At 72.2% G+C, this 13,239-nt stretch carries 12 protein-coding genes; 9 read left to right on the top strand and 3 right to left on the bottom strand.

What is annotated here, in order from left to right; translation table 11 throughout:
• Positions 1-42: 42 nt before the first annotated feature.
• A complete protein-coding gene (locus ACFRIC_RS04790) occupies positions 43-1,092 on the bottom strand; it encodes a LacI family DNA-binding transcriptional regulator (protein WP_382779389.1) in 1,050 nt (349 codons plus the stop codon).
• Between the two features lie 157 nt (positions 1,093-1,249).
• Between ACFRIC_RS04790 and ACFRIC_RS04785 the strand changes: the two genes are divergently transcribed.
• The 4 genes from ACFRIC_RS04785 to ACFRIC_RS04770 all read left to right on the top strand — a co-directional run bounded on the left by ACFRIC_RS04785 (position 1,250) and on the right by ACFRIC_RS04770 (position 5,382).
• A complete protein-coding gene (locus ACFRIC_RS04785; RefSeq protein ID WP_382779386.1) occupies positions 1,250-2,674 on the top strand; it encodes an amidase in 1,425 nt (474 codons plus the stop codon).
• 26 nt (positions 2,675-2,700) lie between these two features.
• Positions 2,701-2,919 (top strand): hypothetical protein, encoded by a 219-nt coding sequence (locus tag ACFRIC_RS04780; protein WP_382779383.1) that lies wholly within the window; start codon positions 2,701-2,703, stop codon positions 2,917-2,919.
• Between the two features lie 217 nt (positions 2,920-3,136).
• Positions 3,137-4,627 carry an SPFH domain-containing protein gene (locus ACFRIC_RS04775; RefSeq protein WP_382779380.1) on the top strand — a complete coding sequence of 497 codons (1,491 nt, stop codon included), beginning with the start codon at positions 3,137-3,139 and terminating at the stop codon, positions 4,625-4,627.
• Between the two features lie 299 nt (positions 4,628-4,926).
• A complete protein-coding gene (locus tag ACFRIC_RS04770) occupies positions 4,927-5,382 on the top strand; it encodes a type II toxin-antitoxin system PemK/MazF family toxin (RefSeq protein WP_382779377.1) in 456 nt (151 codons plus the stop codon).
• A gap of 172 nt (positions 5,383-5,554) precedes the next feature.
• Here the strand turns inward: ACFRIC_RS04770 and ACFRIC_RS04765 are convergent, their stop codons facing one another.
• Positions 5,555-6,388: a TIGR02452 family protein gene (locus ACFRIC_RS04765; RefSeq protein WP_382779374.1), complete on the bottom strand. Its 834-nt coding sequence runs from the start codon at positions 6,386-6,388 to the stop codon at positions 5,555-5,557.
• 256 nt (positions 6,389-6,644) lie between these two features.
• On the opposite strand from ACFRIC_RS04765, the gene egtA reads away from it, so the two are divergent.
• From egtA to ACFRIC_RS04740, 5 genes are all read left to right on the top strand, one after another.
• Positions 6,645-7,982, top strand: coding sequence for an ergothioneine biosynthesis glutamate--cysteine ligase EgtA (gene egtA, locus ACFRIC_RS04760; RefSeq protein WP_382779371.1), 1,338 nt, complete (start codon positions 6,645-6,647; stop codon positions 7,980-7,982).
• The gene (gene egtB / locus ACFRIC_RS04755) at positions 7,979-9,325 is read left to right on the top strand and encodes an ergothioneine biosynthesis protein EgtB (protein WP_382779368.1); all 1,347 of its coding nucleotides are present in this window, start codon (positions 7,979-7,981) and stop codon (positions 9,323-9,325) included. The genes egtA and egtB overlap by 4 nt, the downstream gene beginning before the upstream one ends.
• Positions 9,325-10,119 carry an ergothioneine biosynthesis protein EgtC gene (egtC, locus tag ACFRIC_RS04750; protein WP_382779365.1) on the top strand — a complete coding sequence of 265 codons (795 nt, stop codon included), beginning with the start codon at positions 9,325-9,327 and terminating at the stop codon, positions 10,117-10,119. Before egtB ends, egtC begins: the two co-directional genes overlap by 1 nt.
• Entirely contained in the window at positions 10,116-11,090 is a 975-nt protein-coding gene (egtD, locus tag ACFRIC_RS04745; protein WP_382779362.1) for an L-histidine N(alpha)-methyltransferase, read from the top strand. The genes egtC and egtD overlap by 4 nt, the downstream gene beginning before the upstream one ends.
• Before the next feature lie 188 nt (positions 11,091-11,278).
• Positions 11,279-11,905 carry a precorrin-8X methylmutase gene (locus tag ACFRIC_RS04740; RefSeq protein WP_382780795.1) on the top strand — a complete coding sequence of 209 codons (627 nt, stop codon included), beginning with the start codon at positions 11,279-11,281 and terminating at the stop codon, positions 11,903-11,905.
• A 131-nt stretch (positions 11,906-12,036) separates the two neighbouring features.
• Here the strand turns inward: ACFRIC_RS04740 and ACFRIC_RS04735 are convergent.
• On the bottom strand, positions 12,037-13,239 hold a 1,203-nt coding region (locus ACFRIC_RS04735), incomplete at its 5' end, for a tetratricopeptide repeat protein (RefSeq protein ID WP_382779358.1).

Genomic DNA, 13,239 nt, shown 5'->3' with positions numbered 1-13,239 from the left:
GCGCGGCGGGCCACCGTCCGCCCGCCGCGGCACCAGCCTCTCTCAGCTCGACGCGCGGTGCACCACTCGCGCGCCGAGCACCTCGTGCGTCTCCGGCTCGGCACCCGGTTCGCGGACCACGCGGTCGACGAGCTCGGCGAGGTCGCGGCCGGAGGGCAGATCGAGATGCACGGTGCTCAGCCGGGGCCGCAGCAGCCGGCCGAGCATGAGGTCGTCGGCGCCGACGACGGCGGTCTCCTCCGGCACGGCGACGCCCTCGTCCTGGAGGGCGCGCATGAGGAGCATCGCGTACTCGTCGTTGTACGCGAACACCGCGTCGAGGCCGAGGGAGCGCCAGCGCGCCGCGAGCCGGGCGGCGGCCTCCTCCTCGTACGCCAGCGGCAGTTCGGTCACCGTCGCGTCCGTGCCGCGCAGGGCCCGCCGGACGCCGTCGAGGCGGGGCCTGGAGAAGATCTCCAGGCCGCTCTCCGCGGGCATCACCACACCGATGCGGCGACGGCCTCCGGAGAGCAGATGGACACCCGCGCAGTGGCCGACCCGGTCGTGGTTCATGAGCAGCGCGTGGGCGCCCTCGACCCGTTCGGGTCCGAGGGTGACCACGGCGCGGGCGCCCGCCCGCTTGAGGACGGCGACACCTTGGGGGCCCAGGCCGCTGCCGGGCACCAGGACGGCGACCGGGCGCAGCTCGGCCCACGCGCGGGCGGCCTCGTCGCCGCGCAGGCCGACGCTGCCGTGCTGCACGACCGTGTAGTCGAGCCGGCCCAGCTCGGCCTGGAGCTCGGCGAAGAACCGGTGGTAGAGCGGGCCCACGGGTGCGGTCGGGGCGGGCATCAGGACCATGCGGCTGTGTCCGGCGCGCAGACTGCGCGCGGCCGCGTGCGGAACGTATCCGAGCTCCTCGGCGGCCTCGCGGACCCGGCGCCGGGTCGGTTCACTGATACGGACCGCGCTGGTGTTGTTCAGGACGTACGAGACGGTCGCGCGGGAGACACCCGCGAGGCGTGCCACGTCGGCACTGGTCGGTACGGGACGTCGTGCGGGCGCCGGCCGGCCGGCGGACTGTTTCGGTATCTGCGCCATGACGCGAGGCATCCTTGCAGAGGGCCCGGACACCGTCTCGCGCCGGGTCACCCGATCGAGCCCGGCGTTTACGGAACTCCCGCGTCCGTAAAGGAGGTTGAGGGCCCGGTACCGTCTTGCGGGCGCAGAGGTTACCGTTCGGTAGACGACCGCTTCGGAGGTGACCCGGATGGATCCCGACCGTGCCCCAGGACTGACGGAGAGCGCGCGTGCGCTGGCCGCGGGCGAGGTGAGCTCGCGCGAGCTGGTCGAGCGGACGCTCGCCCGGATCGAGGCGGCCCGGCCCACCGTGAACGCCTTCCGGCGGGTACGCGCCGAGGCCGCCCTCGCGGAGGCCGACGCGGCGGACGCGGAACTGGCCGCCGGCGGCAGGCGGCCGCTCCTCGGGGTGCCGGTCGCGGTCAAGGACGACATGGACGTGGCGGGCGAACCGACCGCGTTCGGCTGCGCGGGGGATTTCCCGCCGGTGCCCGAGGACGGCGAGGCCGTCCGCAGGCTGCGCGCGGCCGGGGCCGTCGTGGTCGGCAAGACCAACACCTGCGAGCTGGGCCAGTGGCCCTTCACCGAGGGCCCGGCCTTCGGCGCGACCCGCAACCCCTGGCACCACGGGCACACCCCGGGCGGTTCCTCCGGGGGCTCCGCGGCCGCCGTGGCCGCGGGCCTGGTCCCCGCGGCGCTGGGCTCGGACGGGGCGGGCTCCGTTCGCATCCCGGCCGCCTGGACCCACCTGGTCGGCATCAAGCCGCAGCGCGGCCGCATCTCGACCTGGCCCCGCCCGGAGTCCTTCCAGGGCATCACGGTCAACGGCACGCTCGCCCGCACCGTCGCGGACGCCGCCCTGCTGCTGGACGCGGCGAGCGGCAGCCACGCGGGCGATCTGCACCGGCCGGCCAGGCTGCGCGTCCACGACGCCGTGGGCCGCGACCCGGGCCGGCTGCGCATCGCGCTGTCGCTGAAGCCGCCCTTCACGGCGGTGCCCGCCCGGCTCGACCCCGCCGTACGGGCGAAGGTCCGCGCGCTCGCGGAGCGGCTCGCCCGCCTCGGGCACACGGTCGAGGAGGCCGATCCCCGCTACGGGCCCATCGGGCTCACGTTCGTGCCGCGCGCCACGGCGGGTATCGCCGAGCACGTGCGCGCCGTACCGTTCCCCGAACTCCTCGACCCGCGCACGCACGGCGCGGCGCGCTTCGGCCGGCTGCTCGGCGGCGCGCCCCTGCGGGTGGCCCGCCGGGCCGAGGCGGCACTGCATCAGCGCGTCGGCGCCCTCTTCGACACCTACGATGTGCTGCTCGCGCCCACCACCGCCGCTCCCCCGCCTGCCGTCGGCGCGATGCTCGGCCTGAGCGGTCTGCGCACCGACCGGGCCATGATCGCGGCCTGCCCGTACGCCTGGCCCTGGAACGTCCTCGGCTGGCCGGGCGTCAACGTCCCCGCGGGCTTCGTCGGCGAAGGCCTGCCGGTCGGCGCGCAGTTGCTCGGCCCGGCGGACAGCGAGCCGCTGCTGGTGTCCCTGGCCGCCCAGTTGGAGGCGGACCTGCGCTGGCACGACCTGTGGCCCCCGCACGAAGCCGTGGTGGACTCCCCTGCCGCGTAGGCGAGTTCCGGCTCTACTCTGTGGCCATGGACGATGCCTCGATGGTCGGTTTGATGGGACGCGTCACCGGCACGGTCGGGCCCGGGCTCGTCGGTGAGGTGATCGTCCGGGTGCGGGGCGGAGCCGAGCACTTCCTCGCGTACCCCGCCGCGCCCAAGGACCGCATCGAGCGGGGCACGGTGGTGATGGTGGTGGAGTACCTGCCGCCGCGCACGGTGTACGTCTCGCCCGCGTACGAGGGCTGAACGACGCCCCGCTCCCCCACCCCGGGCGTCGCTTCCCGCTCCCTTTCCCGAGGGCGAACCGATGCTCTCCATACGACAGTTGAGCTGCGCTCGTCCCAGGTGAGAGCCGTATGCGTCAAGAACGCAACAAGGATTCGCGCAGCCCTGTACCCGGCTGTCGGCGAGGAGCACACTCCCGTTCGTTCGGTGCCGAAAGGGCACCATCCAAAGGGGGCGTATGCCGATGGTTGTCGGCGTCGTGGCGGGGGCGGTAGTCCTCGCCCTGATCTTCATCGTTGTGGTCTTCAAGCTCATGTGGCGTGTCGCGGAGCCCAACGAAGCGTTGATCATCTCCGGTTCGAAGCATCGGACCGAAGGTCTCGAAGAAGGCATGGGATTCCGCATCGTGACGGGACGCGGCACGCTGGTCCTCCCCGGCGTGCAGGCGGTGCGGAAGATCTCGCTCGACCTCAACGAGACCGAACTGCACGTGGACTGCGTGACCACCCAGGGCATTCCGCTCAAGGTGCGGGGCGTGGTCATCTTCAAGGTGGGCGACGACTTCGTGTCGATCGCCAACGCGGGGCGTCGCTTCCTCGACCAGCAGAAGATGATGGCGGAGCGGGTGCACAACGTGTTCGCCGGCCATCTGCGTTCCATCGTCGGCGGGTTGACCGTCGAGGACATGATCCGCGACCGGGAGAAGCTGACCGGTCAGACCCGGGCCGCCTGCGGTACGGAGATGGAGAAGCTGGGCCTGATCGTCGACTCGCTGCAGATCCACGAGATCGAGGACCCGACCGGCTACATCCGGAACCTGGCCATGCCGCACGCCGCCGCCGTCCAGCGTGATGCCCGTATCGCGCAGGCCGAGGCGAACCGGCTGGCCACCGAGGCCGAGCAGAAGGCCGCGGCGCGGATGTCGGAGGCGACCCGGGACAGCGAGATCCAGCAGGCCGGTTACCAGGCCGAGCGGGACAAGGCGGCGGCGACGGCCCAGATGGCCGGCCCGCTCGCCGCGGCGGCCGCTCAGCAGGATGTCGTGGTCCAGGAGACACGGGTCGCCGAGCTCGAGGCGCACCGCCGCGAGCAGCAACTCCAGGCGGACGTCCGCAAGCCGGCCGACGCCAAGGCGTACGAGATCCGGGCACGGGCCGAGGCCGAGCGCGACGCGCGGATCTCGGCCGCGCAGGCCAAGGCCAGGGAGACCGAGCTCGCCGCGGCGTCGGAGGCGACCCGGGTCAAGGCGGCGGCCAACGCCGAGGCCGAGGCGACCAAGGCACGCGGTGCCGCGGCCGCCCAGGCGACCCGCGCCACCGGTGAGGCCGAGGCCGCGGCGGCGCAGGCCAAGGGCCTGGCGGCGGCCGAGGCGACCCGGGCCCAGGGTCTCGCGGAGGCGGAGGCCATCCAGGCCCGCGCCGCCGCGCTGGCCGAGAACCAGGAGGCCGTGGTCGCCCAGCAACTCGCCGAGAACTGGCCGGAGATCGTCCAGGCGGGCGCGAGCGCGTTCGGCAACGTGGACCACATGGTGCTGCTCAACGGCGCCGACGGCATGGCGGACCTGTTCGCCAAGGCGCTCACCATGGGCGGCACGGGCCTCGGCCTGGCACGCCAGTTGCTCGCCTCGATGAACCCCGAGAGCACCCCGGCCAAGAACCCGGCGGCGGAGCTCAACGGGTTCGTGCCGCCGGTCAGCGAGAAGGTTCCGGTGGAGAAGAACGAGGGGTGAGACCGATGCGCCGCGGCGTACCGGTGCCGGTGAGAGGCAGGTGCGCCGAGGCATACCAGCGTCAGTGGTTCTGATCAGCAGGGCCCGGGCGCACAGGCGCCGACGGTTCTGATCAGCAGGGCGCGGGCGTACGGGAGTTGGCCACAGCTCCCGTACGCCCGTCGCCGTGTCCCCCCGGCGCACCGCACTCCGTACGGTGGGAGCCGCACGGGAGTTGGACCGACCTCGCAGACGTCTCGGAGCGGTCCGGCCCGGACCCGCCCGCCGCGACCTGGCACGCAGGCTTTACGGTGGCCCGCGTGACTGCCTTTACCGATGACACCGAAGAAGCCGTCCCCGGCCGCTACGGCCCCTCCGCCACCACCGAGGCCGAGCCCCGCGAGGTCGGCCCCGTGAAGACCGAGTACTCCCCCGCGCACGACGGCGACCCCGATCCCGGTGAGATCGTCTGGACGTGGGTCCCCTTCGAGGAGAACGACGGCCGGGGCAAGGACCGCCCGGTGCTGGTCGTGGCCCGGGAGGCCGAGGGCACGCTGCTCGCCGTCCAGCTCTCCAGCAAGGCGCACATCGGCGACCGCGAGTGGGTGCCGATCGGCAGCGGACCGTGGGACCGGACCGGGCGGGACTCCTGGGTGAACGTGGACCGCGTGCTGCGGCTGCACGAGGACGGGATGCGACGGGAGGCGTGCGCGCTGGACCGGATGCGGTTCAACTCCGTCGTGCACCGGCTGCGGGAGCGGTACGGCTGGCGCTGAGCGCGTCCGTTCCCGGGCTCCCCGGTCTCCTGCCTGGCAGCCGCGCCGCTCGGCCGGGCTGGGATGGGAAGGGCTGCCGCTCGCAGCCGAGACGCCCGGCGGGGTTTCACACCGGCCCGAGGATCACATCGGGCGGGGATTCAGACGGCCCGAGAGGCACATCGGGCGGGCTTCACACCGGGCGGGGCTCTGGCGCGAACACGTGCTCGAACGCCGCCCGGGTGGTCCGGCCCGGTGTGCGGTCCAGGATGCCGAAGACCACTTGGTCGAAGTACCCGTCGAGGCGGCCACCGGCCAGCACCCCGTGGAAGGCCCGCGCCACCTGCGCGGGGTCGTTCTGGAACACTCCGCAGCCCCAGGCGCCGAGGACCAGGCGACGGTAGCCGTGGGCGGCGGCCGTCTCCAGGACGCGTTCGGCACGGACCGCCAGCGCGCCCGGCAGGTCGGCCGCCCGTTCCGGGGCGGTGCGCAGGACGACCCCGGCGTTCGGTGCCGCCGCGGTCAGGAAACCGGCCCGGAACGGCTCGTCGAGAAGCCCGCCGCGGTCGTCCCGGAAGACCGGTACGCCGGGCGAGTGAATGACACGGTCCGTGTAGAACGCGTCACGGTGGGCGCGGTGATGGTCGTAGAAGGCACGGGCCCGCAGCAGACAGGTGTACAGCGCGGAGGCCCGGCAGAGGGCCTCCTCCTGCGCCTGCGCGCCGTTCAGATAGCCGCCGCCGGGGTTGCGAGCCGAAGAGAAGTTCAGCACGGCGACCGGGTCCCCGCCCGCCGAGACCAGCCGGCGGGCCGCCTCCAGGCTGCTCTCGCCCGTGACCTCGAAGGACGTCACGACCGGTGTCACCGAGGGTATGCCCACCGGCTCCGGTCCGTTCAGCACCGTCCCGGCCCGCGCGGCCTCGACCGCCGCGGCGATGGACACAGCCGACCCGGAGGGTCCGCGGTAGCCCCCGGCCGCCACGATCTCCTCGGTCTCACGGGCGATCGCACGCAGGCGCGCGCTCATGGCGCCACCCCCGTACGCGCCACGGACGCGGCCTGCGTGCGCTCCCCCGTCGTGCCCATGAACGCATCGTGAGCGATGCTGGTCCTGCCGCGCAACAGAGTTTCGCGGCCCCGCAAAGAGTGCCTACCAGTCCACAAAGAAATGATTTGCACCCTTGTGCGAACCGCCGAGAGGGTCTTGGGTGGAACGGTCATCGCCGGTCCGGCCCACCAGGCCCCAGGCCGGCGGCATGGTGGAATCTCAGGAGGATCCCGACATGTCCGATTCGGTGAGTGACTGTACGGAGCGACGACGCTCCTCCGTCACCGAGGCCGAGGTGGAGGCACTGGTCCGTGGCATCTGTTTCAAGACCGGTCCGCCCCGCCTGCTCGGTGTCGAGGTGGAATGGCTCATCCACGAGCTGCGGGGACCGCGGCTCCCGATACCCCCTGAACGACTCGAAGCGGCGTACGCCGCCGTGCGGACCCTGCCCCTGAATTCGGCCCTGACCGTCGAACCCGGTGGACAGCTCGAGCTCAGCTCCGCACCCGCCGCCTCCCTGATGGAGTGCGTGCGATCCGTCTCGGCCGACCTCGACGCCGTACGCGCCACCTTGCGCGAGGCGGGCCTCGGCCTCAGCGGTTTCGGCCAGGACCCCTGGAACCCCCCGAGCCGCTATCTCCATGAGCCCAGATACGACGCCATGGAGCGGTACCTCGACCGCGCGGGTCCCGAGGGCCGCGCCATGATGTGCACGTCCGCCTCGGTCCAGGTGTGCGTGGACGCCGGGTACGAGGAGCCGGGCCCGCTCGGGCACGGGCGCCGCTGGTGGCTGGCCCATCAGCTCGGCGCGGTCCTGGTGGCCGCGTTCGCCCACTCCCCGATGGCCCACGGGCGGCACACGGGCTGGCGTTCCACCCGTCAGTCGCTGTGGGCGTCGATGGACCCCGGCCGCACCGACGCGCCGCCGCTGGACGGCGACCCCCGCGCGGCCTGGGCCCGGCGCGTGCTGGACGCGCCGGTGATGTGCGTACGCGCCTCCGAGGGACCCTGGGAGGTCCCGGAGGGCCTCAGTTTCCGGGACTGGACGCGGTCCGCCGCGCCACCGGGCCGGGAGGACCTCGCGTACCACATGACCACGCTGTTCCCGCCGGTACGGCCACGCGGTCATCTGGAGCTCCGGATGATCGACGCGCAGCCCGGTGAGGACGGCTGGATCGTCCCGCTCGCGGTGACGGCGGCGCTGTTCGACGACCCGGACGCGGCCGAGATCGCCTACCGGACCGTCAAGCCGCTCGCGGAACGGGCCGGGCCGGCACCGGCGCCGCGCAACCCGCTGTGGCAGGACGCGGCGCGGTTCGGCCTCGCCGATCCGGAGCTGCGCGAGGCCGCGGCGGTCTGCTTCGCGGCCGCGTACGAGGCACTGCCCCGGCTCGGCGCCACCACCGAAGTGCTCGACGCGGTGGCCGAGTTCACCGAACGCTACGTGGCCCGGGGCCGCTGCCCCGCCGACGACCTGGTCGGTGCGGCCGCGGCTCATCACGACGGCCTGTCCGGGCGGCACCCGGCCGGCCGCCGCCAGGGCCTGTCCGACGGGAAGGACATGAACACATGACCGGCACGACCGCTTCCGACACGACCGCTTCCGGTCCGCGCACGGATCCGGAGTCGCTCCGGCAGCGCGCGCTGGACGCGCTCACCACCGCCCGTGACCGCACCGCCCTGCTCACCTCCTGCGTGGAGGACCCCGATCTCACCGCGCAGCACTCGCCGTTGATGTCCCCGCTCGTCTGGGACCTCGCGCACATCGGCAACCAGGAGGAACTGTGGCTGCTGCGGGCGGTCGCGGGGCGTGAGGCGATGCGGCCCGAGATCGACGGGATCTATGACGCGTTCGAGCACTCCCGGGCCGAACGCCCCTCGTTGCCGCTGCTGCCGCCCGCCGAGGCCCGTACGTACGCGGCCGAGGTGCGCGGCCGGGCGCTGGACGTCCTGGAGGGCGCCGCGTTCGAGGGCGACCGGCTGACCCGGTCCGGGTTCGCGTTCGGCATGATCGCGCAGCACGAACAGCAGCACGACGAGACCATGCTGATCACCCATCAGCTCCGCAGAGGACCCGCCGCCCTCACGGCGCCGGACCCCGCGCCTGCCCCGCCGTTCACCGGTCCGGCCGAAGTCCTGGTGCCCGGGGGCCCGTTCGTGATGGGAACCTCCACCGAACCGTGGGCGCTCGACAACGAGCGGCCCGCGCACCGGCGTACGGTCCCGTCGTTCTTCATCGACACCACTCCGGTCACGAACGCCGCGTACCAGGCGTTCATCGAGGACGGCGGCTACGGCGAGGAGCGCTGGTGGACCCCGGCCGGCTGGGACCACATCCGCGCCCATGGCATCGAGGCGCCGCTGTTCTGGCGACGCGAGGGCGGACAATGGCTGCGGCGCCGCTTCGGGGTGACCGAGGTCGTACCGCCCGAGGAGCCGGTGCTGCACGTGTGCTGGTACGAGGCCGACGCGTACGCGCGCTGGGCGGGGCGGCGGCTGCCCACCGAGGCCGAGTGGGAGAAGGCGGCCCGCCACGACCCCGTGTCCGATCGGTCCACGCGCTACCCGTGGGGCGACGAGGACCCCTCGCCGGTCCACGCCAACCTGGGCCAGCGGCATCTGCGCCCGGCCCCGGCGGGAAGCTACCCGGCGGGCGCCTCGCCGCTCGGCGTACGGCAGTTGATCGGCGACGTGTGGGAGTGGACGTCGAGCGATCTGGAGCCCTACCCCGGGTTCGTCGCGTTCCCCTACCGGGAGTACTCGGAGGTGTTCTTCGGTCCGGAGTACAAGGTGCTGCGCGGCGGTTCGTTCGCGGTGGACCAGGTGGCCTGCCGGGGCACGTTCCGCAACTGGGACTATCCGATCCGGCGGCAGATCTTCTCCGGGTTCCGCACGGCCCGCGACGGGACCGCCTGATGTGCCGTCACCTGGCGTATCTGGGAAGCGAGGAGAAGCTCGGCACGCTCCTCGTGGCACCGGAGCACAGCCTGTTCCGGCAGTCGTGGGCGCCCCGGCACCAGCGGCACGGGACCGTCAACGCCGATGGCTTCGGGGTCGGTTGGTATGCCGACGGGGACCCGGTGCCGGCCCGCTACCGGCGCACGGGGCCGATCTGGGGCGACCAGTCGTTCGCCGACCTGGCCCGGGTGATCGGGACACGGGCGCTGCTCGCCGCCGTGCGGGACGCGACCGTGGCGGGCGCGGACGGGGAGGCCGCGGCGGCGCCGTTCGCCGCGGGCCCCTGGCTGTTCAGCCACAACGGCGCCGTCCGCGGCTGGCCCGACAGTCTCGCCCCGCTCGTGGCGGGCCTGCCCGCGGCCGAGTTGCTGTCGCTGGAGGCCCGCTGCGACTCGGCGTTCGTGTGGGCCCTGGTCCTGCACCGGCTGCGCGCCGGCGACGAGGAGGGTCAGGCGCTGGCCGACACCGTCCTGGAGGTCGCCGAGGCGGCCCCCGGGTCCCGGCTCAACCTCCTCCTCACCAACGGCGAGACGATCACCGCGACGGCCTGGGGCGACACCCTCTGGTACCTGTCCGAGCCCGGCCGGCGCACCCTCGTGGCCTCCGAGCCGTACGACGACGACCCGCTCTGGCGGGAGGTCCCCGACCGCACCCTCCTCACCGCGAACCACACCGAGGTACTGCTCACCCCGCTCAAGGACATGAGCGACGACGACATGGCACCCGCACCGCACAAGGAGCCCCGTACGTGAGTCCGTTCCTGTTGACACGCACCCTTCCCGAGGACGCCACGGACGCGGCCCTGCGCGCCGATGTCCTGAACGGCCTCGGACACCTGCCCAAGACCCTGCCGCCGAAGTGGTTCTACGACGCCCACGGCAGCGCGCTGTTCGAGAAGATCACCGAACTGCCCGAGTACTACCCGACGCGCGCGGAACGCGAGATCCTGCTGTCGCGGGCCGCCGAGATCGCCGCCGCGAGCGGTGCGCGCACACTCGTCGAGCTGGGTTCGGGATCTTCGGAGAAGACCCGCCATCTGCTGGACGCGATGCCGGACCTGCACACGTACGTGCCCGTGGACGTCAGCGAGAGCGCGCTCACCCAGGCCGGTCACGCGCTGATCGCCGAGCGGCCCGGCCTGAACGTCCACGCGCTGATCGCCGACTTCACCGCCGGTCTCACGCTCCCGGACACCCCCGGGCCGCGGCTCGTGGCCTTCCTCGGCGGCACGATCGGCAATCTGCTGCCCGCCGAGCGCGCGACGTTCCTCGCGTCCGTACGGTCGCTGCTGTCGCCCGGCGACACCCTGCTGCTCGGCACCGACCTGGTCAAGGACACGTCGGTGCTCGTCACCGCCTACGACGACGCGGCCGGCGTCACGGCGGCGTTCAACAAGAACGTGCTGAGCGTCGTCAACCGCGAACTCGGTGCCGACTTCGACCTCGACACCTTCGAGCACGTGGCGCTGTGGGACCCCGAGAACGAGTGGATCGAGATGCGGCTGCGGTCGGGCGTCACGCAGACCGTGAAGGTCCCGGCACTGGACCTGGCGGTCCACCTCGCCGAGGGCGAGGAGATCCGCACCGAGATCTCGGCGAAGTTCCGCGCGGACGGCGTCCGCCGCGAACTGGCCACGGCGGGCTTCGCCCTGTCCCACTGGTGGACGGACACGGAGGGGCGGTTCGCGTTGTCGCTGAGCGGGGTGGTGGAGGAGACGGCGTAGGGAGGCGTCTTTCCCGGAACGGGGTTGGGGTACCGGCGCCGGGGCGGGGGCGTGAGGCGCGGGCGGGGTCGTGGGGCAATGCCGCCGGCCCGCCCCAGGCACCGCCCCCACCCCCGAAGGAACCGCCGTTCGAACCATGATCGGTATGCTCGCGCCCGGAACGACGTCAACGGATGAGCGAGAAGACAGTGTTCGACTACGAGAAGGACGGCGCGGCCATCTACCGCGAATCCTTTGCCACCATCCGCGCGGAGGCGGACCTCGCGGCACTGCCCGCCGACGTCAGCCAGGTCGCGGTCAGGATGATCCACGCCTGCGGCATGGTGGACCTGGTCGACGACCTCGCGTACACGCCCCAGGTGGTGGCCCGCGCCCGCGAAGCCCTGCGTGCGGGCGCACCCATCCTCTGTGATGTCTCCATGGTCGCGAGCGGCATCACGCGCAAGCGGCTGCCGGCGGACAACGAGGTGATCTGCACGCTCTCCGACCCGTCGGTACCGGGCCTGGCGGCGCAACTGGGCACCACGCGCAGCGCGGCCGCCCTGGAACTGTGGCGCGACCGCCTGGACGGCGCCGTGGTGGCCGTGGGCAACGCCCCCACGGCCCTCTTCCGCCTCCTGGAACTGATGGAGGAGGGAGCCCCGCGCCCGGCCGCGGTGATCGGCGTCCCGGTCGGCTTCGTAGGCGCAGCAGAATCGAAGGAAGCCCTGGCCGAACACCCCGCCGCCTTGGACCACTTGATCGTGCGAGGCCGCAGAGGCGGCAGCGCCATCGCAGCGGCTGCGATCAACGCGATGGCGAGCGAGGAAGAGTGACCAAGGGGCCCCATGCCCCACCGAGGTCGCCTCGTGACTGACGACTTGGCGGGCGGCGAACTCTGCGAAGAGACAGCCCCGTATCCATTGTGGTCAACCGGTCTTGGGCAGCCCTTGAGGGACAGCTTCGGTCACTGAGGTTGCTGTACTTCCCTGCTGTACAGCCCGGCCTGCTGACGGGCGCCGGCAAGGTTGTCGCGGCTGGTCAGAGTATCGGGGTGAGTGCTGCCCAGAACCCGTTCACGCTGAGCCAGGGTTGCCTCCAGGAGGGGGATGGCTCGCCCCAAGTCCCCTGCCGCATGGTAGGCGTTGGCGAGATTGTTGCGACTGCTCAGCGTGTCGGGGTGGGTGTCACCAAGAACCTGCTCGCACTGAGCGAGGGTGGCCTCGAAGAGGGGAATCGCCTGCTCCAAGTCCCCTGCCGCATGGTAGGCGTAGGCGAGATTGTTGCGACTCGCGAGGGTGTCGGGGTGAGTGGTGCCCAGGACTTGCTCGCGCCGGGCGAGGGCGGTGGTGTAGAGGGGGATGGCCCGCTTCAGATCCCCCGCAGACTCGTAGGCGTAGGCGAGATTGTTGCGGCTGATCAAAGTGGAGGGGTGGGTCTCGCCCAGGACCCGCTCACACTGTGCGACGGTGGCCGTGTAGAGAGGGATGGCCCGGCCCAGGTCCCCCGCAGACTCGTAAGCGCTGGCGAGGTTGATGCGGCTGGTCAGCGTATCGGGGTGAGTGCTGCCAAGGACCCGCTCGCGCTGAGCCAAAGTGGCCTCCAGGAGGGGGATGGCCCGCTTCAAGTCCCTCGCCGTCTGAAAGGCGTAGGCGAGGTTGTTGCGGCTGGTCAGCGTATCGGGGTGAGTGCTGCCAAGGACCCGCTCGCGCTGGGCCAAAGTGGCCGTATAGAGAGAGATGGCCCGCTTCAGATCCCCCGCCGACTCGTAGGCGTAAGCGAGATTGTTGCGACTGCTCAGGGTGTCGGGGTGGGTGTCGCCCAGAACCTGCTCACATTGAGCCAGAGTGACCGTGTAGAGAGGGATCGCTCGCTCCAGGTCCCCCGCCGACTCGTAGGCGCTGGCAAGGTTGTTGCGGCTGGTCAGGGTAGCTGGGTGAGTGTTGCCCAGGACCCGCTCGCGCTGGGCCAGAGTGGCCGTGTAAAGGGGGATGGCTCGCTTCAGATCCCCCGCCGACTGGTAGGCGCTGGCGAGATTGTTGCGGCTGGTCAGGGTAGCGGGATGGGTGTTGCCCAGGACCCGCTCGCGCTGGGCCAAAGTGGCCGTATAGAGAGAGATGGCCCGCTTCAGATCCCCCGCCGACTCGTAGGCGTAAGCGAGATTGTTGCG

Source organism: Streptomyces sp. NPDC056738 (assembly GCF_042790435.1).
Classification (GTDB): Bacteria; Actinomycetota; Actinomycetes; order Streptomycetales; family Streptomycetaceae; genus Streptomyces.
Note: the sequence above shows the minus strand (reverse complement) of the source record. Positions and strands in the feature narration are given on the sequence as shown.

Coding starts and splice junctions, on each gene's coding strand:
- ACFRIC_RS04790 (WP_382779389.1), bottom strand. CDS start 1,092: ATGCCTCGCGTCATGGCGCAGATACCGAAACAGTCCGCCGGCCGGCCG.
- ACFRIC_RS04785 (WP_382779386.1), top strand. CDS start 1,250: ATGGATCCCGACCGTGCCCCAGGACTGACGGAGAGCGCGCGTGCGCTG.
- ACFRIC_RS04780 (WP_382779383.1), top strand. CDS start 2,701: ATGGACGATGCCTCGATGGTCGGTTTGATGGGACGCGTCACCGGCACG.
- ACFRIC_RS04775 (WP_382779380.1), top strand. CDS start 3,137: ATGCCGATGGTTGTCGGCGTCGTGGCGGGGGCGGTAGTCCTCGCCCTG.
- ACFRIC_RS04765 (WP_382779374.1), bottom strand. CDS start 6,388: ATGAGCGCGCGCCTGCGTGCGATCGCCCGTGAGACCGAGGAGATCGTG.
- egtA (WP_382779371.1), top strand. CDS start 6,645: ATGTCCGATTCGGTGAGTGACTGTACGGAGCGACGACGCTCCTCCGTC.
- egtB (WP_382779368.1), top strand. CDS start 7,979: ATGACCGGCACGACCGCTTCCGACACGACCGCTTCCGGTCCGCGCACG.
- egtC (WP_382779365.1), top strand. CDS start 9,325: ATGTGCCGTCACCTGGCGTATCTGGGAAGCGAGGAGAAGCTCGGCACG.